Origin of the sequence: Rhodococcus oxybenzonivorans, from assembly GCF_003130705.1 — a bacterium.
Taxonomy (GTDB): domain Bacteria; phylum Actinomycetota; class Actinomycetes; order Mycobacteriales; family Mycobacteriaceae; genus Rhodococcus_F; species Rhodococcus_F oxybenzonivorans.
The window spans coordinates 6,355,253-6,377,812 of the sequence record NZ_CP021354.1 but is presented as its reverse complement, the minus strand read 5'-3'; the positions used below and the strand labels follow the sequence as shown (position 1 = coordinate 6,377,812).

At 63.9% G+C, this 22,560-nt stretch carries 24 protein-coding genes and 2 pseudogenes; 14 read left to right on the top strand and 12 right to left on the bottom strand.

The annotated features are described in order from the left end of the window. Positions 1-32: 32 nt before the first annotated feature. Complete coding sequence (locus CBI38_RS29600; protein WP_109334562.1) at positions 33-314, bottom strand: type II toxin-antitoxin system RelE/ParE family toxin; 282 nt, start codon at positions 312-314, stop codon at positions 33-35. A 403-nt stretch (positions 315-717) separates the two neighbouring features. Between CBI38_RS29600 and CBI38_RS29595 the strand changes: the two genes are divergently transcribed. Further along, complete coding sequence (locus tag CBI38_RS29595; protein ID WP_109334560.1) at positions 718-1,686, top strand: hypothetical protein; 969 nt, start codon at positions 718-720, stop codon at positions 1,684-1,686. 453 nt (positions 1,687-2,139) lie between these two features. Beyond that, positions 2,140-2,880: a hypothetical protein gene (locus CBI38_RS29585; protein WP_230990010.1), complete on the top strand. Its 741-nt coding sequence runs from the start codon at positions 2,140-2,142 to the stop codon at positions 2,878-2,880. Positions 2,881-2,888: 8 nt separating this feature from the next. Here CBI38_RS29585 and CBI38_RS29580 read toward each other — a convergent pair whose 3' ends face one another. Further along, entirely contained in the window at positions 2,889-3,392 is a 504-nt protein-coding gene (locus CBI38_RS29580) for a hypothetical protein (protein ID WP_109334558.1), read from the bottom strand. Between the two features lie 449 nt (positions 3,393-3,841). On the opposite strand from CBI38_RS29580, the gene CBI38_RS29575 reads away from it, so the two are divergent. The 9 genes and pseudogenes from CBI38_RS29575 to CBI38_RS29535 all read left to right on the top strand — a co-directional run. After that, positions 3,842-4,045, top strand: a complete 204-nt coding sequence (locus CBI38_RS29575) for a hypothetical protein (RefSeq protein ID WP_109334556.1) — start codon at positions 3,842-3,844, stop codon at positions 4,043-4,045. Between the two features lie 325 nt (positions 4,046-4,370). Beyond that, positions 4,371-5,114 (top strand): hypothetical protein, encoded by a 744-nt coding sequence (locus CBI38_RS29570; protein ID WP_109334554.1) that lies wholly within the window; start codon positions 4,371-4,373, stop codon positions 5,112-5,114. A 180-nt stretch (positions 5,115-5,294) separates the two neighbouring features. Then, entirely contained in the window at positions 5,295-5,681 is a 387-nt protein-coding gene (locus CBI38_RS29565; protein WP_162603303.1) for a hypothetical protein, read from the top strand. A 183-nt stretch (positions 5,682-5,864) separates the two neighbouring features. After that, a complete protein-coding gene (locus tag CBI38_RS29560; protein WP_109334550.1) occupies positions 5,865-7,163 on the top strand; it encodes a hypothetical protein in 1,299 nt (432 codons plus the stop codon). 85 nt (positions 7,164-7,248) lie between these two features. Further along, the gene (locus tag CBI38_RS29555; protein ID WP_109334548.1) at positions 7,249-8,019 is read left to right on the top strand and encodes a hypothetical protein; all 771 of its coding nucleotides are present in this window, start codon (positions 7,249-7,251) and stop codon (positions 8,017-8,019) included. Positions 8,020-8,255: 236 nt separating this feature from the next. Beyond that, positions 8,256-8,606: pseudogene (locus CBI38_RS29550) on the top strand (recombinase family protein); the annotation flags it as partial. 87 nt (positions 8,607-8,693) lie between these two features. Further along, positions 8,694-9,821, top strand: a complete 1,128-nt coding sequence (locus tag CBI38_RS29545) for a tyrosine-type recombinase/integrase (RefSeq protein ID WP_109334546.1) — start codon at positions 8,694-8,696, stop codon at positions 9,819-9,821. After that, on the top strand, positions 9,815-11,923 hold the full coding sequence (locus CBI38_RS29540) for a tyrosine-type recombinase/integrase (RefSeq protein WP_230990009.1): 2,109 nt from the start codon (positions 9,815-9,817) through the stop codon (positions 11,921-11,923). The genes CBI38_RS29545 and CBI38_RS29540 overlap by 7 nt, the downstream gene beginning before the upstream one ends. An 83-nt stretch (positions 11,924-12,006) precedes the next feature. Then, positions 12,007-12,258, top strand: a pseudogene (locus tag CBI38_RS29535) (helix-turn-helix domain-containing protein); the annotation flags it as partial. Positions 12,259-12,367: 109 nt separating this feature from the next. Here CBI38_RS29535 and CBI38_RS29530 read toward each other — a convergent pair. Beyond that, a complete protein-coding gene (locus CBI38_RS29530; RefSeq protein WP_109334544.1) occupies positions 12,368-13,282 on the bottom strand; it encodes a hypothetical protein in 915 nt (304 codons plus the stop codon). Between the two features lie 173 nt (positions 13,283-13,455). Between CBI38_RS29530 and CBI38_RS39440 the strand changes: the two genes are divergently transcribed. Next, a complete protein-coding gene (locus tag CBI38_RS39440; protein ID WP_230990008.1) occupies positions 13,456-14,751 on the top strand; it encodes a hypothetical protein in 1,296 nt (431 codons plus the stop codon). 38 nt (positions 14,752-14,789) lie between these two features. Here the strand turns inward: CBI38_RS39440 and CBI38_RS39435 are convergent, their stop codons facing one another. Beyond that, entirely contained in the window at positions 14,790-15,929 is a 1,140-nt protein-coding gene (locus CBI38_RS39435) for a hypothetical protein (RefSeq protein WP_230990007.1), read from the bottom strand. Between the two features lie 253 nt (positions 15,930-16,182). Between CBI38_RS39435 and CBI38_RS29515 the strand changes: the two genes are divergently transcribed. After that, positions 16,183-16,635, top strand: a complete 453-nt coding sequence (locus CBI38_RS29515; protein WP_335743607.1) for a hypothetical protein — start codon at positions 16,183-16,185, stop codon at positions 16,633-16,635. A 59-nt stretch (positions 16,636-16,694) separates the two neighbouring features. On the opposite strand, the gene CBI38_RS29510 is transcribed toward CBI38_RS29515, so the two are convergent. Together CBI38_RS29510 and CBI38_RS29505 are read right to left on the bottom strand one after the other, a co-directional pair. After that, on the bottom strand, positions 16,695-17,309 hold the full coding sequence (locus CBI38_RS29510) for a hypothetical protein (RefSeq protein WP_109334540.1): 615 nt from the start codon (positions 17,307-17,309) through the stop codon (positions 16,695-16,697). A 160-nt stretch (positions 17,310-17,469) separates the two neighbouring features. After that, positions 17,470-17,811, bottom strand: a complete 342-nt coding sequence (locus tag CBI38_RS29505) for a hypothetical protein (protein WP_109334538.1) — start codon at positions 17,809-17,811, stop codon at positions 17,470-17,472. Between the two features lie 302 nt (positions 17,812-18,113). Between CBI38_RS29505 and CBI38_RS40675 the strand changes: the two genes are divergently transcribed. Next, positions 18,114-18,755: an AMIN-like domain-containing (lipo)protein gene (locus CBI38_RS40675; RefSeq protein ID WP_109334537.1), complete on the top strand. Its 642-nt coding sequence runs from the start codon at positions 18,114-18,116 to the stop codon at positions 18,753-18,755. Positions 18,756-18,790: 35 nt separating this feature from the next. Here CBI38_RS40675 and CBI38_RS29495 read toward each other — a convergent pair whose 3' ends face one another. The 6 genes from CBI38_RS29495 to CBI38_RS29470 form a co-directional block, all read right to left on the bottom strand. Further along, on the bottom strand, positions 18,791-19,141 hold the full coding sequence (locus CBI38_RS29495) for a hypothetical protein (RefSeq protein ID WP_109334536.1): 351 nt from the start codon (positions 19,139-19,141) through the stop codon (positions 18,791-18,793). Between the two features lie 302 nt (positions 19,142-19,443). After that, positions 19,444-19,836, bottom strand: a complete 393-nt coding sequence (locus tag CBI38_RS29490; RefSeq protein WP_109334534.1) for a barstar family protein — start codon at positions 19,834-19,836, stop codon at positions 19,444-19,446. A 179-nt stretch (positions 19,837-20,015) separates the two neighbouring features. Continuing rightward, positions 20,016-20,492, bottom strand: coding sequence for an MTB12 C-terminal domain-containing protein (locus CBI38_RS29485; RefSeq protein ID WP_109334532.1), 477 nt, complete (start codon positions 20,490-20,492; stop codon positions 20,016-20,018). 127 nt (positions 20,493-20,619) lie between these two features. Beyond that, positions 20,620-20,880, bottom strand: a complete 261-nt coding sequence (locus CBI38_RS29480; RefSeq protein ID WP_109334530.1) for a hypothetical protein — start codon at positions 20,878-20,880, stop codon at positions 20,620-20,622. Between the two features lie 233 nt (positions 20,881-21,113). After that, complete coding sequence (locus CBI38_RS29475; RefSeq protein ID WP_230990005.1) at positions 21,114-21,584, bottom strand: hypothetical protein; 471 nt, start codon at positions 21,582-21,584, stop codon at positions 21,114-21,116. A gap of 204 nt (positions 21,585-21,788) precedes the next feature. Further along, on the bottom strand, positions 21,789-22,496 hold the full coding sequence (locus tag CBI38_RS29470) for a class I SAM-dependent methyltransferase (RefSeq protein ID WP_109334526.1): 708 nt from the start codon (positions 22,494-22,496) through the stop codon (positions 21,789-21,791). Positions 22,497-22,560 lie beyond the last annotated feature (64 nt).

Below are 22,560 nucleotides of genomic sequence, written 5' to 3'. Positions count from 1 at the left end.
CGGATGTTGGAGCGTCGGCTCCTGTCGGATTGTTAGTGATAGTCGGTGATCTCCACGTCGTATGCGGCGGTGGCGCGCCAGGTGAAACAGATACGGTACTGATCGTTGATCCGAACGCTGTACTGGCCCATCCGGTCCCCGGATAGCTTCTCCAGGCGGTTGCCTGGGGGCACCCGCAGGTCGTTGACATCGGTGGCCGCCTCGATTAACAGGAGGCGCCGGCGCGCGATCCGCTGAATGCCCTGCGGGAGCTTCTTCGAGAACTGCCGGCGAAAGACCCGCTCGGTCTCTTTGTCGGCGAACGATTCGATCACTCCACGAGTATAACGAACTGCGTTATTAACGTGCAACGTTATGGACTGTGGCGGGTGGCGGCGTGTCTCGAGCGGTGCCCCAATTGGCCATCCGCTTCCGGAACAAGCACCGACTGCCGTCGCCTTGCGCCCCGGCGCTATCCGTCCGGTCGCGGCTCGCTCTTGGAACTGGGCTGGGGCGGAGTCATTGCCGCAAGCGGCGGAATCCAGTCTGGCTGAAGCTTTCGCGCACGGGCGGCGGCAGTCTCCGTCCGAGCAGGGGTTCCATCGAGGTTCGGGTGTAAACTCGCTCTCTTCGTCTCCGGATGGAGTCTTTGGGAGCGATACGCGATGCCCGAGCACAAGGAAATGCAAACGATCGCGTGGCTGAAGAGCCGCACCGCGGAACTCGAGAGCAGGGACCATGCGTGAGGGCGTGGACCGAACACCCGCTCAGCTGGCTGCGGTGATACACGCCCGACGTGACGTCGACCTCGGGCCGGTGCGTAACTACCTGTCCGCCGTGACCGATCCCGACCGCACACCGGTGCATGCGGAGATCACCGCGCCGAGTGTCGAGATGGCCGACGTGCGCGTCACGGTGTCCCTGGGATGGCAGGATCCCCAGTTCCTGGGCACGTTCGACAGAACCGCCGGCACCCGCATGATCCAGGTGGCGATCAGCGCACGTTCCACCGGCGGCAGCACGGAGGAACCCGACATCAACTCTCGGGCGGTGGATCTGCCGGTCAGAGAGCAGATCGCCTGGGTGCGGGTGGTGCTGGGTGACCTGGCGGACTACGCGTATCGAATCCTCAACGACATGGCGCAGCTGCGGGTCCGTCCCGCCTTCTTCGTCGTGTTCGTCGATCCCCCCACTCCCCGGCTCGCGCCCAGCGACTTCAAGTGGCTCCTCGTCTGTGGAGGTCGCCGCGCCTACCCGGAGAAACTCGTCCCCGAGAATCGGGAGCTGCACACCTACCTCCGCCGGCACGGCGACATGATCAACGCCGACCTGGTACCCCACCCGCAAGCGCCCGCCCCTGAGGTGTGGGCATTCGAGTTCGTTTCCCAGCTCGCCGCCACCTTCGCTGACCGGCTCGGCCGAATGGGAGCTCACCGAGGGTTCACCTTCGAGGAGGTGAGCCTGCACGGCCGGGACCGGGTCGTCGTCCGCTACACCTGGCATCTGGTCGACGGAGACAAGAAGATCGCGTTCGACATCGACCTCGACGGTCTCCGCGCAAGTCGCCTGCGAGAGTTCGACGACCCTCGAGCACGTATGGCGGCATATGCGGTCGCCTACATACTGTTCGACCAACCGCAGTTCCCCTCTGCCACTGCCACCCTGGTCGACGGCGTGACCTGGGTCCGATTCGGCGACTCCGACTGAACCGCGGAGGGATCGCTGAGAGAACGCCGAGGAGATTCAATCGGTCATAGTTGAGGTTTGCGATCGGACGTGGACCGCACTTGTTCTGCGAGACTCTCGTACTCGGACTCCGTGATGGCAGATAGTCCCGGCACAAATCCCTCGCGCTCTAGGCAGAAGCCAGCCGCATAGCTGATCGGCTCATGTTCAAGACCTACCCAGTCCACTCGAATGTGCTGACGTGTGGGATCGGCAATCCTCCCAGGATGCCCGCTGCACAATTTCCGGGGCCTGGTGTGTTCCTCGTAGATTTCCCGTGCATTGTCGGGACCGGTGTAGATCACCGTTTGCCCCTTACGAAGGTCGGCTTCGGCTAGCGGGAGACGATCGCACATCGGGCTATTGTCCCTTTGGAGATCGCTGATCGGTGACGTTCTTTCGTCGGTGGGCATCTTGTGAACAAGTGGTTCGTCAGTGCGCGAGAATTCGATGATGACGAGGTCGGATTCCGAAGAGAACCGGTCAGACCCAGGTCGGGTTCAGCTCGGCTCCCTCGAAGTCGATCCGGCGACGCTCGAAGGGCCCGGTTCGTCGCTGTGGGACCTGATCAGTGGCCGCAAGCTCACCCTGCGCTCTCCCGACGACCTGCTCGATCTCCCCCGTCAGGGATGGCGACCGATCTTCCCCAGCTGGGAGTTCATCGACAACCCACGAGACGTCTTCGCCGCGCCACACCCCCATCGGCGAAATGCGTGGGTACTGGTGTTCCTGCACTGGATCGGAGAAGCCTGGACCGTCAGCACCGATCCCGGCCCGGTCCCGGTGCGGCGGCCCTGCGCAGCCCGGCGGGCGGGGCTGGAACTGCGGTGGCCAGCCGAGCAGACCGCCACGGTTGGCACACAGCCGGAATTGTCGATCGATCTGCTCAATACCGCCGACCACCTTTGGATGAACGACGTCGGCGATCACATGACTGTCCACGGGTGGGTGCTCGGACCGGACGGCGAACGGCTGGGAACCGGCGTGCTGTTCTTCACCCACGCACCTCCGCTGCCCGACCTCGCGCCGGTCGGTCGCATGTCCCTGCCGGTAAATTTCGCATCGGACATCGAGAATTTTGCCGCTGGACGCTACCGGGTCGTAGCCGAACTGCTCGACCTTCAGTTGCAGTCACCTCCGGGCACGCTCGTCCTGACGGAACCCGACATCCCCTGAGGAACCGCTTAGTTCGGCATGGGGATGATGTGGCGACGCAGATCATCCGGGTCAGGGAGTGTGAGTTCGACTGTGGTGGCGGAAAGCCCGACCTGTGGCCAGGCGACGAGATATCGCAGAAGGGTGGAGCGCGGAAGCTCACTCGTGGTGTACAAGAATTCGCGCCGGAACACGCCGGGTGTCGACCTGGCGGCGGTGCTGTGGCGGGGAAAGGGTTGCTCGGTCGAGTCGTCGGCGGCACTGAACCGGAAGGCCACCCCGAAGACTGGTTGGGGGTTCGGGCGGCCGGTGACCGGGTCGATCTCGGCCGGCGCCCTGTACTGGCGTTCGGCGACGTCGGCATGCGCGCCCGTGGCGATGACCACCACGGCGATGTCCAGCCCACCCTTGTAGGCGATGATCGTGCGTAGTCCGACCTGCAGGCCTTGGCTGCGCGCCAGAATGGCAGGCCCGTGCGCGATGGCGCCGAGGTCGGATGTTTCCGGTGGAAGCATGCCTATGTGCCACGACATGGCTCTCCCGATGTGGACGTAGCTCGACGGCGGTACATACCCGAAAACCAGCTCAGGGACGCGACACCGACCCGGATAGGCATGGTCAGGACGTTAGCCTCATCGATGCCATTACCGCCGTGAAACACGGCAGACGAGTGTCCCTCGACAAGGCGATCCGTCCCATTGATGGATCCGCCAGCGGGCAACCGCAGAGAGACCGCGAGGTGTCGGAACAAGCGGCCGAGACGGTAAACGCCGAGCCTGTTCGACGATGGCTCACGGCAGCGGAATGGGCCCGGATCTCTTATGCCCGGGCCACGCATATGCCGCGGACTGAACTGGGACGCCGACGGTTGGTCACAGTGTGTGCGGTCTTGCTCGCCGGCGGGGTCGTGGTCTGTGCCATTACGATAAGTCATTCAGCTTCTGCAGACCCGACCCCTGCTCCTGGAAAGGACAGCACTTCCATGACCGACGTAGCTGGTCCGGACGATGAATGGGATGACGTCGATCCGGAAGAGCCGATCATCGAGGGGGATGCCCCCAAAACGATCGAAGACATGGCCAGGGATTCACAAGCTGGCCAAGACCCGAACGCCCCACTCCAGAACATCGGCGGTTCAGCGATACGGGGTGAACGAGAAAACGTCTCGATCCAAGACAACGAGTAAAGCCGGAAACCGATCGGACTAGTGGCTCTCAAGCTTTCTCCGAGACACCCCATTCTTGTCGGGTCATCGCTGCCATTCGGGAAGCCAATCCACCCGATGAACCGCGGCTGGCACATCCGGCGCCGCTTCGCTCGCCGACGGACGTGCGCTTAGGCATAGGAGACGTCCGCGCCGATCTGACGCCAAACGCGAACAGTTCGTCAAGGCGATCGATGACCGGTCACCTTTGGGCTGATAGTTGTGGACGTAGAAGCGAGGCTGTTTACTTTGTGTCGGTGACCTCGCGCCCGACGGCTTCGCCCGTCGGTCTCCCTAGTGCGCGAGTATGCATGTGTTGCTCTTGGACGTGGAAGGTCGGGTGCTCGAGCAGTTCCTCAACGAGGGATTGACGTTTGCGGAAGCGGATGGTTGGCGGCGGTTCGCGCCAGTGCACCGGGACCTTTTCGATAATTTTCTGTTCATCGCGACCACACCCGCTGTCGGCGAGGGGACTTGGGCCAGGTTTCCGACCGCCTGCACGATGTACTTGTCGGCAGTCGGTGGCGACCTGCAGCGCCCACCACCGCTGATTCCGCCCGAGGTAGCCGCCACTGTTGCAGAGGTTCTTTCTCAGTTCCGGCGGACGCAGCCGGGAGACAAGTTCGTTGAAGGTCTGGGTCGTATCACCGAGCACCAGTACCAGCTCGCAGAGCAGCTCTTCTACGGTCTCGGTGGTGATCTCGGAGACGGCCTGTGGGCCGCTGGATTGCGCGTCTACAGCAAGATGATGTCGGCGCGCATCAGCGACGGCTTCGTCCACCCCGCCCTCGGCGGACACCTTTGGCACGATGTTCCAGCAGGTCCGCCCCACCTACCCGACAGCGGCCGCGACGTCACGATCCTGGACACCATCGAAGCGCTCAGCCAGACGTGGAGAACGTCGCGAACCGAACGACCGCGCATCGAGCGCACGATTCTCGATCATGCGCACACGCTTGGCTGGACCGAAGATCCAGGAAGGGCGCTGGAAAGGCATGGCGCGTCGGATGCCGAGAGACCCCCAACAGGCGACGGACTAACCGCCCTCTGACATCGAGATAGGCATCAGACGCTACGTGCACGCCTGCCGGTGACCGGTCATCGATCCGCTTGCGAACGACGGTCGACTGCCGCCGGCACGCGCGGAGACGCCACTTCGTCCCGAAGCAGGTTCGGGCAAAAGATCCTCTTTCTCTTGCCCGACGACGTCACTACCGGGAGAGTCACGACGATGAGTGTTCCCGATTGTACCGAGCTCGATCGGCTCTTCATGCTGTGGAAAAACAGATTGTGGACTGCGTTTGGTGTCTCTGAAAACGAGGCAGCGAGCAAACCAGAGCTCTATCGCTTCAGGGTCACCGGGATCGGTCGGCTCGACGAGAACTCTCTGGAGATCCACATCGAGTTCGCGCCTAATGCCGTCTACGGCATCGAGCACGTGCCCGCCTCGAAGGCTGGCATTGTGATCGCGCTGTACTCACATGGTGAGGTCAACGCTCCACCCGGGATGGAGCATCTGCTGACCGAATTCATCACGTCCGGCGGGATCCACCCCGCCAACCTCGTAGGCACGGATGCCGACGGCAATCCCCGGGTCTTCTGGGACACAGCAGGATAGGAACCCGCAGGCAAGTGTCCAGTGCCGGGCCCTCGTATATCTGGTCATCGTGGCAGACGCCACCATGACCAACGGTCACCTGTTCCGTATGCGGATCGGTGACCGGTCACCCGATCCGTGACGAACGGGTATCGCGGGTTCCGACTGCCGCGGTAATGTCAGCGCAAGGTAGCCCCGCGCCCGATGGCGTCGTCCATCGGTTCGTCGAGTGCGTGGGGTGTGACGATGACCGCCGAAACGGCTGATCGCACGCTCGCTGTGTTCTTTCCAGGATGGGTTCTCGATGATCGCTCACTCGCACCTGCCGTGGGCGATCTTGTCGAAGAAATACTGACGTTTTCCACCACCGGCAGCACGCCCTCCCCCTGTAGCGACACCGTGCGGGCGACTGCACGCCCGGCGTTCGGGCACACTCCTCTCGGCGACCCGGAGGGTGGTCCGCGGTGGCTCCTGGAGGTAGCCGGTGACGGTTGGGTAGCCGCGTGGTGGTCGGACCGCCCGGTGAGGGGACGCGTCGAGCTCACCGGGAGATTCGTCGTCGGGCTCGATTCGGGCGGGTCCGATGATCCCGCCCCCGTTCGGGGAAGGGTTCGCCGGGTGCGGGTGGTCGAGCAGCGACTCGAACGCACCGGGACCGGTGGTGTACGCATCGTTGACGGTACCGAGCGACTGACCGAGGTCGAGGCCACCCCGCACCGCCTGTGGACAAACTGGGACATGCCGTCGGACGATGAACAATTTATTGAATCCGGAGTACTGGTCGACCTGGACCTCGACGACGTGCCCACGACCGGGTCGGAGTTTGTCGCGGGTGCGGTATCCGTTGACGGGCCTGACGTGTGGGTCATGGATCGATCGAATCCTGTTTTGCTGCATGTCGATACAGCGTCGGCACCGCCGCGCATCGTCGAATATCTATTACCGTTGACGATCGAGCCGCCGGAGGACCGTTGGACTCGCGCTGTCCACGCCCACGGAGGCGGGTGTTGGATCACGTCCCCATACGATGTGTTCCGCTGCGATCGGGCCGGTGACGGGGCGTTGACCGTCGAACGCGTATGTACCGATGGCGGCCGGGGCGTCGTCGACGCAGAGCGGCTGTTCATACTCGGGTCGTTGTATCCGATGTTGCGCAGTGATCGCCGGCATGGTGTGGTGCGCGACGATCCGGACCCCCATCCTGTTCGAATGCTCGATGACGAGGGGCGGCTGATCCCGGTCGACGATCCGGCCACCTCTGCCCGGGTGAGGGCCGCCGCGCGTCGGGCGGACAAATCGTCCGCTGCCGATGGCACGGAATGGGTCGCCGACGTCGGGCTCACCGCACACTCACCGGACGGCACCCGCCGGGTCGTCGAACTCGATAACCGCTCTCGCGGCAGCGTTCGCTGGATCCAGTCCGACCCCTTCGGCGACCCCGCGAACGCGGACATTATGGCGCTTATTTCAGAGCCGCCGCCCTGTGCGCGGTCGAAAGACTAGACCGCAAGCCGATCCCGGAGAGACAAGGTGTGGCAATGTCGGATTTGTGAACGACGGCATTCCCGGCCCAGGCGATCCTCAGCACATGAATCGACATGTCGATCCGAACTCTGAATCGTTGGTGTGGCGGGTCGACGACGTTCTCGAGGACACCTCGCACGGCGACTGGATCGCGCAGACATTGCCGCGGTTCGAGTACACGGTCGGGTCCCTGGTGCCGCCAATCTTTACCCTGTATTCGCGCGTACTGCATCCCGCCGCCCGGATCGACCCCGACACCGGCGAGCGAGTCCCGGTGCGATGGGCCGAAGTTGCCGTTCATACCGGCGGCGTGATCCACCAGACTGTCGAGTGGGGCTCGTTGCTGCAGGCCGGCGTGCATCACGGTGTGGGTGACGGCAGCGGAATCGTCTGGAATCAAGAACCCGACGAAGGGGACATGCCGGAAGAGCAGTTCGCCGCCCTGGCCGATGCTCTCGTGCAACACACCACCACTCCGGATGATTGCTGGTTCGGCTTCTGGGAAGGCCGCGCCGGTCACGGCATGAACCTTCCCCATCCCGGTCCGCGCGTCCACATCCCATTCCGAGACAACTACCTGCTGCACGGCACCGTGCGCGATGCCGTACGCACCTTGGGCGGGTGGGGGCCGAATCTGTGGTGGCCCCAAGATCGGGCATGGTTCGTCGCCTCCGACATCGACCTCATGTCGACCTACATCGGCTCGTCCACTGCGTGCGCCCTGGCACTGCCAGCACACCCCGATTTGGAAGTGATCGACACCAGCAGCTCCCGCAAGGTCACCTGGGACAGCGACCATATAAATCCCTTACCGCCACGCCCGTACGGGCAATAACCGCCGATTGCCGAGCCCGACCCGTCCGCAAGCGGAACCACCAGCGGGACGAGATCGGCGCCGAGCGCATGTCCGGCTGCCGGCGACGCTCGTCCCGGAACGGGATGCGCCAACGGCCATGCACTACGGCACTAGCTCATCGGGAGCGGGTCTAGTCGCCCACGTCGTGTTATTTGACCGTTGAGTCCCAAGCACCACGCCGCCGGCGTTGCGCGTTCGAGAGATGGGAATCAGCGATGTACATCGGGTATGCACGAGTGTCCACCGATCAGCAAGACCTGACCGCACAGCAGCACGCGCTGCTTGGGCTCGGGGTGTCACCGGAACGGATCTACGTTGATCACGGCTTGACCGGTACCAATCGTCAGCGGCCCGGTCTGCAGAACGCCCTTGCAGCGTGCCGGAACACCGACACTCTCGTGGTGACCAAGTTGGATCGCCTGGCTCGTTCGTTGCCCGATGCTCGGGACATCGTCGACGAGCTCACGGCTCGGCACGCGTGCCTGCAGATCGGTGCCTCATTGCACGATCCGACCGACCCGGTCGGTCGCCTGTTGTTCAACGTCCTGGCGATGGTCGCCGAGTTCTCTGTTATCTGGACACGCCGGGACGCTCACCTCCCTGATCTGGGAGTTGCAGCCTGATGCACTGAGTACCGGCACAGGGAGGCCGGTATGCGGGTGGTCAAGGATGTGGATGGCGGCATTGTCCGACGGGTGATCCTGCTGGACGACTCCGGGCGCGAGATTGTCCCGGTGACCCGGTTTCTGGCGCATCTGCAGGATTCCGGTTACAGCCCGAACACCCTGTCTTCGTATGGCTACGACCTGCGACGGCTGTTCATGTTCCTCGACCAGCACAGCATGGGCTGGACCGAGTTCCGCCCGTCGACGGCGCTGGAGTTCCTGGGGTACCTTCGCAGGATTCCCAGCCGCGGCCCGGCTCAGCGGCTCGGGTTGGCGGTCGCGACCGCCGAGGGACGGCTGCTGTCTCCGGCAACGGTGTCCCGGATTCTGGCCGCGACGTCGAGTTTCTTCGAGTGGGCGATCGCCGCCGAGTTGTACACGACCTCAGATAATCCGATGCAGAAGCGCGAGGACGCCGCTCTCGCACGGGTCCCGGATCGGCACCAGCCGTTCGTGGGTGCGGCGAGTCGGCAACGACCGGTGCGCCGGGCGGTCCGGGTTCGGCTGCCGATCCGGCTGCCGCGACCGCTGAGCGGTGATGACATCGAGGCGTTGTTGGCGAGCATGTCCTCGTTGCGGGATCTGGCGATCTTCCTGTTGATGCTCGACGGCGGCCTACGCCCGGGTGAGGTGCTGTGCCTGCAGCTCGACGACATCGCTTACGGTCGGCGGAGGGTCGCGATCCGCAAGCGCGACGACCATCCGCGCGGTGCTCGCGCAAAGGCGCGACGGGAGCGGGTGGTCGACCTGCACGAGTCGCGCACGTTGGAGGCGGTGAGTCGGTATGTGCTGCACGAGCGGCCCCTTGACGCCACCAGCCCGTTCGTGTTCCTGATCGGCGGCACCGGCACGAACCGCGGGGAACCGCTCAGTTATCAGGCGATGGCGCGAGGATTCGCCCGTCGCCTGGACCGGTTGGGGATCCGGAGCCCGGACAAGACACCCCACGCGTTGCGGCACACACACGCGACGGCGATGTGGGAGTCGGGAATGAGAGAGCTTGCCTTGCAACGCCGTTTGGGTCATGCGTCGCCGGAATCGATCCGGATTTACACCCGGGTGTCCGACGATCAGGTGGTCCGCGAATATGACGCGGCGCTCGGACGGCGATGGTGACATTACCGCTGAGGCTCACAGGTGACGGATCGGTCGAGAGCCCGGTACCGAGCGAACACGTCGGCCGCGCCACCTACCGCGAGTGGTTGTGGCGACACGTGCCCACCAACCAGAAGTATTCGCGACTGTATGCCTATGACGATTTCGTCGAGCTGTGGCCCTCGCTGGCCGATTGGTTCGCCGCCCCTCTGTCGAAGCGCATGTTCGACACCGAGAATCCGGTGCCAGGGCGGAATCCACACGGAGGGGCGAGCGTGATCATGCCCTACCTGTCGTACCTGTCGCTCGTGCACGGCATCCGGCTCGACTACGACCTACTATTCGCCCGAACGTTCGCGAGCCCGTTCACCGCCTCCGCACGCACCGCCGGATTGGGAATCGACCCGGACACTTTCGAGCGGTACGTGAGCCGGCTCGTTCAGCTCGGGTACTCGACGCAGGGCGCGCTGACGGCCCTGAAATGGTCGTTCGGCAGGATGCTGCTGCATCGCGGTAACCCCGACATGACTGCGCTTACGATGGCCGATGTCTGTGAGTTGCGCTGCGCAGCCGACTCGTTCGCGGATCGTCTCTGGGTCGAACCGGTGCGAGAGTTCTATAGTCGTTCCCGAGGAAAGCGGCCTTCTACAGATCCAGCCGAGACATTCCGACGATCGGCAACGGCCCGGATCAACGGGGCGCATCTACTGCTGTTCACGATCGGGCAGGTCGATGCCGCGCCCCCGGGCAGGGTCGACGCCGGGTCGTGGACCTCACGCCTCGCTCCGGCCGGCACACCCCCGAAGATGACGGCGGTCATCGAGCGTTACCTACGGCTGCATTTGGACGCCAACCTCGGCCGGGAGCAGTCGGTCCGGCACTTCCGGGATGCGTTGCGGCGCCTGGTGCTGTGGCTGCGTGAAGCGCATCCAGAGATCACCAGCTTCGACCAACTGGACCGCAAGCACGCCGAGGAGTTCCTGCGCTGGCTCGGCGAGCAGACGAGTGAACACACCGGGATGCCGCTGGCGCTTACGACCCGGCGCTCGATCGTCACCCTGCTCGCCCGATTCGTCAACGAGACCGCCGCCTGGGGCTGGGACGACGTGCCAGGACGGGTCTTGTTCACCCGCGGCGACATCCCCAAGATTGCTCGGACGGTGCCGCGGTTCATCCCCGATCACGAGCTCACCGCGTTGATGTCCGCAATCGACCAGTTGCCCGACCAGTATCAACGGGCCGCGTTGATCATCGCCCGTTGGTCCGGGGCCCGCCGCGACGAGATACGCCGCCTGGCGATCGACTGCCTCGACGCCTACCCGGACGGGCATCCGCGGCTGCGGATCCCGGTTGGCAAGGGCTACACCGAACGCATGATTCCGCTGCACCCAGACGCCGCGGCCGCGTTGCGGCCGCTGATCGAACTGGCCCGAACCAGGAGAGCCCGCGGCCGGTTCGACCCTAGCGTCGGCCGGTCCGTCGAGCACGTGTTCACCGTGCGCGGCAAGCTGCTGTCCAAGGGTTTCCTGTTCGACCTCGCCCTCAAGACAGCCTGCACCACCGCAGGACTGCTCGACTCCCAGGGGCGCCCCACGATCAGCGCGCACCGATTCCGGCACACCATCGGCACCCAACTCGCCGAGGGCGGCGCACGGCTCCAAACGATCATGGCGGTCCTCGGCCACCGCACGCCGCACATGTCACTGATCTACGCGTCCCTGTCGGACCCGACCGTCAAACAGCAGTATCAGGCGGCCCTGGATCGGCACCTTGACGGTGTCACGCTCGCCGGGCCGGCCGCACAGGCGCTGCGCGAGCACCGCCTCGACCCGCAGGCGGTGTCCTGGCTGCAGACGAACTTCCTCAAGACCGAACTCGAACTCGGCCACTGCCTGCGCCTGCCGCAGGAAGGACCGTGCGAATGCGATCTCGTGTTGACTTGCTCAAAATTCCTGACAACCAGCGACTACGCGCCCCGGCTTCGCCAGCGGCTGACCACCGAACAAACCCTAATCGGCGACGCCGTCGAACGGGGATGGGACCACGAGGTCGAACGGCACCAACGCACCGCCGACCGCATCAAGGCACTCCTGTCCGACCTCGGCGAGGAACGGCAGCACTGAAAACGCATCGGTGAGGATCCTCCACTGAAGGGGTACTGGCATTCCTTCGAGGCGCTTGACTTCCGGAAGTTGTCCACATAATCGAGGGCGACCTGATTCGGGCACGAACGAGGGAGGGGATGCGGATCGCGAAGGCGAAGGGACACCTGAAGGGTAAGAAGCCGAAGCTCAACCCACGCCAGGAACGGCACCTGGTCGAGCTTCACGCGTCAGGCGAGTACTCGACCGCTGAACTGGCCGACTTGTTCTCGGTGGGCCGGTCGACGGTATACCGAGCGATCAAACGCGCCCACCGATCTCACCACGACGGTTACTCAGATTCCAGTACCCAGTGATTTCCGCACTCTCGAACGTCCGCCGGCGCCGGCCGCACCGGCGGACGTTCGGCTTTCGGTCGGCGATGTGAGTCAGCCCGCACACCCTGAACGTTGACCCATCAATCCGTCATCCCTGGATGGAGTTACGAATCTGCTCCAGGTCACCTTGTGTAATGGGCGTCGCGGTCATGAGACGCCACTGCCAGTGGTCGTCCGACCACTCGACGCTGTGGCGGTACCGGCGGGCTAATTCAGGAGCGATCAGGGTGGGCTGAGCCTGCCGGGGCCACCGAGCCAGGGTCGGGTGACCTTCGACGGTGAGCGAGGCGACGACTTCACCGGTGTGTGGATCACCGACAACGGGTTGGACGTCGACCCCGGTGGGCCAGTACCTGGGTGCGATCTCCTGTGCCAGAAAATGCACTTTTCGCAGGTGATCAGGGTGCCGGTGTCGTTCGTTCTCTGACTGTGGAGCGATCTCACCGTCCCAGTCGAACGTGGTGTCCGGCAGGTGCTCATAGATCTCAACGTCAATGACCTCTGCGGTGAGCTTGCCATTGCTGGACCTGACGCGCAGCAGGAGACCGGTCACGTCGTCGATCGCGAATTCCATCGTGTCAGCGGTCGACGGATCACTCATGCGCAGCGACCACGCACGGCGGCCGCCGACTGCGGTTTCGGTGACCGGTCCTGTGGGGGCAACCTTCTTACTGAGGGTGTTCGGCGACAAGAATGAGTCGGGGCCGACAAACAGGGTCGGGCTGATGGGCTTGAGGATGTGCAGGTGAATCTGCGCTTTTTGGCGGTGCATCTCGTCGTCGCGCCAACTGAACGCTACGTCGCCTTTGCGGATCAGTATGGGCTGGCCGGCCTTCTCGATTCGCCAGCGATCGCCCGGTCCATGCAGGAATTCCCAGGCGCCGTCTTCAACGGTCCCCGTACGGGACACGTACCGGTAGGTCAGTGAACCCGACAGGTAGAGCAGCGTGCTCGCCGCGTGTCGACCCATCAGTTCGATCCACGACGGAGGCGCAGTAGTCATGTCAGCAACCGTACGGCGTCATTTCGAAGCACCGGCAGAAGCTGTTCAAACGGATGTCGGAGTTTGCGTTTCGCATGCGCTGCCGGTGCGTTTTACAAGTGGATCGCTGATCGGAACGGCGCCACCATTCCGACGTTCCGGGTTCTGACGATGTCGCGGGTTACGGTCGGCCGGTGAATCTCGTTGACCGGTATGGCCCAGTCCTTGCCGCCATGATCGGCGGCGTGCTTGCTGCCTTCGCTCTCCGCGAATCGGAGGTACTCGACCACACCATCGCCACGAAGGACGGCCTGAGCGGGGTGCTGGTCACACCGCAGTGGGCCGGAACCGTCGCAGCAGTCGTTGCCGTCGTCGTGCTGACGGTGCTGCTGCGGTTGCGTTCCGGGATCGGGGCAGCGGCAACCGCGCTCGTGGGCGCCGCAGCGATCGGCCTGCCCGCTGTTGTGGCGGTGGCGACCGAACCGGCCCTGACCCTGAACGCGGTAGGTGCCGGCCTGATGCTCAGTGCGGCGGCATACTCGGCTGCGGGGCGGCGGGCACCACTGATTGCGCTGGCTATCGGGGTGCTGGCGGCGACCGTGTTCTTCACCGTGGCCCGCTTGTGGCGGGTTCCGGCGCAACGCTGGTCGGTCACCTTGCCCGGCGATCCGTTCTACGTTCCGGCGACCGTGCCGTTGCGCATCCTGGCCGTCGCCGTGATCGTTCTCGGCGGGATTGCGCTCATCACCCATCCCCCCGAGTCTGGTGCCGGGATTCGGCCGGCGATCGTAGGTGTTGTTCTGCCAGTGGCGTTCCTGCCGCTCTATGCCGTGCTGGGAACGACCGAGTCCGGTCCGCTGTCGTGGACTGTCGCGGTCGGGCTCGCCGTCGCGGCGACCCTTGCAGGGACATGGTTGCTGCCCGCCCTCGAGGGGCGCGTGCTGTTGGTGGGGTTGGCCGCGGCCGCCGTATCGGTCGGATACGTGCACTACGCCGCAGACGCGTGGTGGTGGGTCCTGGCCGGTGCCATCGCGTTGGTCGCCGGGGTGATGCTCGGGTGGGAGTATCCGATGGCGGCGGTGGGGATGGTTCTCCTCGTCCTGGTCACGGCCACCGGGCTGCTTCCGGACGGTGGCATCTTCGGCGCCGTGACGATCACGGCGTACACGCTGGTGTTACCCGGTGCGCTGGGGTTGTCCGTCGCGTCCGTCCTGTCGACCACCCCCGCGGATCCACCGATTCTGGTCAGCGCCGCGATGTTGCCGTTGACCATGACGTTCTTCGCGGTCTCGGCGCCACTGGCCGTCGCCGACTACGGGTGGTCGAACGGCTACCCGACCTCCGAGTCGGGACCAGTGGTCACCGTCGACTCGCCGCTGCCCCTCGGTATCGTCGTCGCGACCGTCACCGCCATCCTCGCCACGCTCGCCCTTGCCCGGCGCTCGGATCCCGGCCGCGTCCGCGTACTCGCGCGGCGCGGACGCCGATAAGTTTCGGGCGATGACCTGGATTTTCCGGCCCTCGGTGTCTATCCGGGGATGCCGAACTCGGTGCGGGTCGCGCCAAGCAGTGTGTCCACATGCTCGGCGTAGGTGGCGCAGGCGTGCGACAACGCCTGAAAGGCGGCGACGATCGGCCGTGGGTCTGCCGCGCTGAACAGCGCCGGCATCGCGTAATACGGGCGGTGAATCGGCCCGTGGTCGAACATCTTCCCTGTCGGTGACTTCTCCCCACCCGGCGCCGCACTCGAGCGGTAGGGGCCGCCCTTACCCTGGGGCGGTAGATTTTCCGCCGCGAGGCGGGTGGACGCGGACTGCGGATCGTCGAACGGTGCCGGGAGTGGATCACCGTTACGCAAGGACTCCAGTGCCGGTGTGACCCAGGGGCAGTCGGCGAGTCCGGCGAACTCAAATGCGCGGATCGCGGCCCATTGCGCCAGTCGCCGTTGTGTCTGCGGGTTCATCGCCACAATCGCGGCTGCGACGTCCGGTGCACAGTCGTCGAAATCGCGTAAAGCCAGGACCTTTTGCAGTTCGGGATGAGCCGCGAAGTCGATCGCCGTGGTCCGGGTTGTCGCGGTGGCGGTCGTCGTGCCCGTGGCCGACGAGCTGCCGTGAGCTGGCTCCTCCTCGCCTGCGGGTACCGGGGCTGGCATGTTCTCCGGTACGCCGAAACCGGGCATGTCCCACATCTGAGCCGCGGACTTCGTGATCCCGTCGTACGGCCACAGCCGGATCCGCCACACGTCGCCGGGTGTCGTCGATCCCGGCCACCCGTAGTTGACGAATCCTCGGCCGGAGATTTCCACGGTGTACCGGCCGGCTGGAACCGTGACGTCCACCGGGTCGGTCGTCGGTGATGACAAGGTCAGCACCCCGCGGTCGTCGACTTCCAGTCGCCCTTCGCTGACCTGTTGCCATTGATCCCGGTCCGCGGGTGGTCGTGACTGCCACACCTGCACGGTTACCGACATCTGGAAGTTGTTCTGGTGGGGGCACAGCACCAGCAGCATGGCCCCGTTGCCGGCGCTGGGTTGATCGGCCTGGGCTCGCTCCAGGAGTGCGAGTTCGACGTCCGGATCTCCGAGGCCGCCGTCGAGACAGAACTGGCCGTAGTCCATCGCCACGGTCATCTGTGTTTCGCTGACCGGCAGGGTGCGCTCCTCCATGCCCGTGATCCTGTCACGACGGCCGGACACAGCAGTCTCAACTCAAGCGAGAAGGTCGCTGGTGATCCCGGCTACGGATCCCTGTCCGACCAGCGGTCGGTAATGCAGAGCTGGATGGTGCGCACGACACCCCGCTTCATCACCGAGGTAACAGCGTTGAGACGGGCAATCAGGCTAATGACACGGGCGGGGAGCTCGGACGCGCGAAGATGGCGTTATGCCGATCCAGGACTTGTGGAATCAGGACAGTTTGGTGTGGCACTTCGGCTTGTTCGACGGAGGCCCGGCGATCGGGTCTGATCACGACGTCGAGGCGCCGCAGGTATGGGTGCGTGCACTCGAAGCCGTCGCCCGCGATCTGCGGTGCCTGCGGTACGGGCGCGACGTGCGGTTGGGCGGATTGGTGTGGGAGCTTGCCGTTAACGGCAACTACGCCGTCACCATCGGCTGGCAGGGCGTACACGGCATCAGTGGATTCAGCCGCTGCGACGGCTTGTCGATGGATGCTCCGTTCACTGAGGCCGCGGTCTGGGTGGCAGATACCGTTCAGTCAGACCTCGCTGGCTACGACTTCGTGCAGTGGCCCTCACAGGGACAACGCATGCTGCAGCCGCGCAAGCGCGACGATGGTCCGGTTTGGATCGATACCCATACCGACGCCACGGTTGCCGCCATTGGCGAGCTATGTCAGCACATCGAGCGGTAGGGCAAGACCCTGGTCCGTGAGTCTCTGAGGGATCCCGCCACGGAGTATCGGGCGGCGGCTCATCCCGCGCACGTTAGATCGACAACGAGGAGCTCTTCGCGGTAATCCCCGTCGTAACCTTCAGCCGTTGGATAGGTGTACACGCCCGTTGGACTGCGGCGGAGTTCGTACTCGCGCGCAGTTCCCGGTAGATACTGGCTCGCAATCCACCCGTCGGGAGCGTCGGCAGGAATTCCAGTCGCGACGGAAATCATCCGGATGCGGTCCACCCTGCCAATGGTCGGAAGCACGCGAGCCTGGATACGTCGGCCGTCGGTCCGATCCTCAGGTTCCAATACATTGAGAGCTCCGGAAAGCTCGATACGACGCGAGGCTGGCAGCGGCAGATCAACATTCGTCGCAACGTTAACGCCCGCCAGCTCCGCCACCACGTCAACGGCAACAGGTGTCCCGCCCTGCGTGATGTACGTATCGCGGGCACCGGCTGAGATTTCCGAGTGCAACCGAATCGGCATGGTGAGGTGCCATCCCTCCGCAAGATTGCGCCACCACCGTCCCAGCGTGGGTGTCCAGGACAGGTGGACCCCGATCTGGCTATCCAGGTGGAACGGCGCGGTGTAAGGCAGCACGTCGGACTTGAGCACAATCGGCACCGTCAGCGGACGTTGTGTCATAACTCCATCACACGATTGAGCACGGGTTGATCATATCGCCAGGTTCCGAGACTCCGATTGAGGAACCACCAGCGGGACGAGAACGGCGCCGAGCGCATGTCCGGCTGCCGGCGACGCTCGTCCCGGAACGGGATCCATGACCGGACACCGCTAGAGCGGGTCACGGCAGAGGGCGCTGGCCGCTCTCAATTCGTTGCTTCCGCACCCTGAACTCGTCCTCCGAAATCTCTGCCAACCCCGGCACCGTAGGGCCGGCCCATCCACCGTCGACGGTGGTCGGGCAGAATCCGACGGCGAAGCTCGCTGGCTCATCCTCAAGACCCACCCAATCCACCTGGACGTGTTGCAGCGTCGGGTCGGTGATTCGTCCTGGATGTCCATGAAATAGCAGGGCAGGTTGCGACGCCGGATTGAGAATGTCGCGGTCGGTGTCCTGCCCCCTATAGGCCACCGGAGTACCGCGCTGTATCCGATTCGTCGCGATCGCCTCGTCCCGCTCCACTCAGTCAGTATCCGTGCCACTTGAGCGACCGGGCGAAGGAATCGCCCACGGAATGGACGGGGGTGGCCGACCGCCCGGACTGGAGCGATAGACGGTCACCGATAGTGGATCCCCCTGCGGGACGAGGGTCGTCCGCTGCCAAACATGCGCCGCGGCGCACATCTCGTGCCGGTGAACGTTCCGCTAACGGCAACAGGCCTCACCCATGGGGATAAGGGTCCTGGTGGAACGGAACGAAATTCTCTGACGATAGACCTGGTGAGCGATATCCCTTGCGAACGCCGACCACGAAGGATTGCAACATGCTTGCAGCCAGGCGAAACAACGTAAGCGTGGCAGCCCTCGCCCTTTGTCTTCCGGTTCTGACCCTATCGACCGCATGTGGCGGAGGGCCGGCCGAGAACCCCCCGAGCACCGCCGCCGTTGAGACGACACGGGATGGGCAGTGTCAGCAGTTCGAGTCGTTCTCCGGGCAACTCCTCGTCGGCAATCCTCCGCCGGTTCGTACCGGGTTGGTGCCGGTGCAACCTGGCGAACTTTTGCCCGGTCCGGCTCGACCCAGGCTGGATTCGGTCGATCTCGAACCGACCTTGGACGGTGAGACCGTTACCTTCAGCCTCGGGGGCGACGGGTCGATGGGCTGGTCAGTCCGCTTCGTCCAGACGCCGTTTCTTCGAGGAACGGATGGCGCCGTGCCGATTTTGGGTTCGTGCATTCTGCAGATCGATCTGACCTCCGTGGACTCCAATAAAGCCGGAGACGGCCCCGGACTGCCGATGCGCCTCACCCCCGACGGCGACGCAGCGGCAGTGGTCGAGGTTCTCACTTACTCGAGCAGCGGCACTGTGACGCAATCCTTCGTCGGAACCCGAAGCAGCACACCCGAGGTCACAGTCGACACATCAACCGACAACCGCGCGATCACGGTCGCAGTTGCTCACTGAGCGATCCATCACCGGTTACCCGTCGATGTGCGCAATCAGAACGACGACTTGATGCGCTCGAGATCCTCAGCGGTGAGGGCCTCGCGCGTGAGAAGCATCCACCGCCACTCGCCGTCTGACCATTCGTGCTGGTAGTGCCCGCGTTGTATTTCTGCCAGGGTGGCGGCAACACCCTCCGGCGGGTCCTGATCTCTTGGCAAGCGCGCAAGATACGTATGACCTGAAACGGGAAGGTGGCTGATAACAGCCCCGCATTCGAGGTCACCACCAACTACATCGACGATCATCTCGCCCGGCCACCAGTGTGGTGTTGCGGCCCCAAGCGCCCGCAACTGCCGCTTGTACTGACTATTCGCGGGCTGATCCAACCAACTCGGCATCGGCATCTCTCAAGGCTGTCACACAGCGCGCACGGTAGCGCCAGATCGCCAACCGGTGAGGGATCCACAGCCGGGACGAGCGCCAACCGCTGCGGGCACGTGCTGGGCGCCGATCTCGTCCCGGTGAGGGGAGCGCTATCGCTGTTTCCGGACTCTCACTCGCACTGATATGCGCTCTGGGTACTTGGACTTGGATCTGGGAGGTCGGCGAGAACGGTCAAAATGCCGCAGACGTAGGCGCGGGACAGCTTCCATTCGTTGTTCACTCTCCCATCCGACATCTGTCAAGCTGCACTGAGTTGGGTGCCCTACTGAAGTTCGAGTTCGACCTCGCGGACTTGGAATATGTCAACGAGCCAGTCGAAGACCGTCGGACCCTCCGCGGCAATCGCACGTTCCAGTTGTTCGTGCATCTTCGACTTGTGATCGGGATGGCAGTGTTCGAGCTGGTCCTCCAGCTGGCGCACAGTTTCTGCGTACCCGAGTGCGGAGCGTGACTCACCGCTGTATTGCCAGACGAAGCGGAATCTTCCATCCGCGGGTGTGCCGTATCCACCGATTAAGCAGTCGGAGAACGCATCTAGACTGCGACCAAAGTATCCCCCGGGCCCCGATACTGCTTCACCCACGATCGTGTAGAAGTCCGTAAGTGAATGAACGAGGCGGCCATCTATGACGTACACGGCATCTGTCTTCGACATCCCAGCTCCATCAATTGGGAATCACGACTGGTGGTCCAACTTAGTAAACGGCATCCTGTCGGCATCCCGGCAGCGTTGTCGTCTAGCAGCCCGAGTTGGTGGGACGCGATCACCCTTCCCGCCTACCGGCCGGCGCCTTTCAGCACACACAGAAATCTCAGACGAGAGCAACTTGACGGCTAGAGTGGGCTGCGAGTTTCGACACCGTTGTCGGGCAGTGAAGCGGCGTTGGAACGCACGAAAGGGATTGGTCCCACTGGGTACGGCTCCATGCCTTCGACGCGGCCCTGCCCAGTCGTGTTGATCATGTCTGGGCCGACGGGTTCCACGGTGGTGAACTGGATGTATTGGGATGAGGGTTGCGCACCCCAGGCCCGCGCGATTCGCAAGGTCGTCTGGTCGCTGGGGCCCTCCAAGAGTCGCGCACGGTCCTCCTCGCGTATGGAGTAGTTGGTGGTGGCGTTGTACAGGGCGGTCAGTTGCTCGGCGGTGGGGACGAGATCGGTGATCGGCGCCGGCGGCGGTGCGAACTGGGTGGATTGGACGATGATGGCCGGTTCGCGCGGTTCGGTGTCATCGCCGGGCGAGCAGGCGCAGGTCGCGGTTGCGATCGCGACAAGAGCGCTGGCACCTATCGCGGCTTTTCTCACCCTCATGGTCTACGTATCGCCCCAAGTTGACGCAGCGTGACAAGCCCGTGTCACCCCAGCTTCCTGGATGCATCTCCATCAGCGATCGACTCCTGGTGACGTAATGGAACTGTCACAGCAAGATGGAGTCTCCCTAGTCGCGCAGGTCTTTCAGCGCTTCTTCGCGCTCCGCCGCGATCTTGTTCCGATACTGCTGAGTCAGAACTCTGGCAGACGAGGTGACGACGAAGCCACACTGTTCGTCAGTGAAACCATGGAGGCGCTGTAGTTCAGCGACTAGCTCCGCCTCGTTCGCTGATGCAAGAGCGAGGTCATCCAGCTCGTGACGGTTGTCTATCGCCCACAGAACTGCGTCCAATGCGGCGAGACGGCTCGTGACCTCTGGGTTTTGCACGTCAACTCCTTCGTGTCGCCAAGTCCTCAGGCGGTTTCGATCGAGCACTGCGATCGTCGCATGCCTTGGGACTCCCGGTTGGGGAACCTGCACCGGGACGAGATCGACGCCCAGCGCGCACCGGAAGGGTCAGGCGCTCGTCCCGAAAGCGGATCCTCAAACGGTGGCGGGCCCGAAACCACGCAGCGCGGGTTACCAACATCTCGCCGTAGCGCAGCGCCGCGGTGCCGTGACTAGCCCCAGTACGGTGGCTCCTGCTCTGGGTCGTCGAGCATGGCGTCGATTCGTTGGTCGGCCACGATCTGATCTATTGCTTCCACGTCGGCGCCGATGGTTGCGAAGTGCGGATCGACATCGTTGGTCACGCACCAGGCGCGATCTGCTGGCCAAATGAATGCGGGGTCAGGTGAGGAACCGTACGGCCACCGCGCAGGGTCACTGCTGTTCCAGTCTGCATAGTCCGCGAGTGTGCCGCGGAACAGCCAATAGTCGCGGTTAGGGATCACGAAGTTGGGCGCGACGTGGATGGCAGTATCTTCCCATCCGTCCCACATGCAGAAGTAGCACTCATTCGGTGTAGTTGTGTATTGCGACAGGAGGTCCAGTGCGACGCCGACCTGCTCTTTCTCGGTCAGTTCCTTCTGGTCGAACTCGACCTCGTTCGTCTTCTGGCCGGGGAAACTCGGATCGGGTATGAACCTCACCCGCGCATACTTCGGAAATCCGAGCGGACCTCGCCCCGCTAGTCGATACCACGGAAGACCCTGCTTGATTAGCCAATCCGCGGCAGAGGACTCTTTGCACAGTTCAAAGCTCACCTGACCATTGTCTACCGCGACCCCCGATTCGACGTTCCAACAGGGGATCCCTTTCCGGGACGAGCACGGACCGACACCGACTCAGCCAGGTCAGCCCACCTCAGACAACCGGAGAAGATCGAGCATTAAGAATCCGGGACGCTGCATCAGCTGGACGTAATCCTCCGGCCACGCCTGACGCATACTCTCCGCGGGGCGAGGCTCGATGACCTGGCGGATCACGAAGCCGGCATCAGTGGCTGCCGCGCATAGTTCGCTGAGCGGTTCGCGCCAATACTGAACTTCCTGCTCGCGCCCACCGACGCGCCAGATGTCTGCTTCTAGCACCACATCGAAATACGAACCGCCCTTACGCAGCCAATCCGTCGTGGCGTGCTGCGTCGAGATCACACACCGACCACCCGGCCGCAGCACTCGAAAGAACTCGCGGAATGTTGCGCGACGATCAGCGGCGTAGTGAATCGCCAGGGCACACAGGACGCTGTCGAATGATCCGTCGTCATACGGCAACGGCTGGTCGAGGCTGGCCTGCCGGATCTCCACACCCTCGCCCACGCGTTGCCGGGCGAGCCGGATCATTTCCTCGCTGCCATCGAATCCCCGCACCCGAGCTCCACCCTCGATCAACTCCTGGAGGTAGAGACCTGGGCCGCACGCCGCATCCAGAACGTCTTGGTCTGCGACGTTCCCTAGAGCGGCGAGCATCGCGGGCCGGTCATAGTGCGCGTTGGCCGCCCCACCAGCTGCATGATCTGCGAAGTCCTGCCCCATCGCGTCGTACGCCGCCCAAGAATCCATGCCGAGGAACGATACTTTGTCCGCGGAGTTGCTTAGTCACGGGAAGCTTCATCGGGGCGTGCAC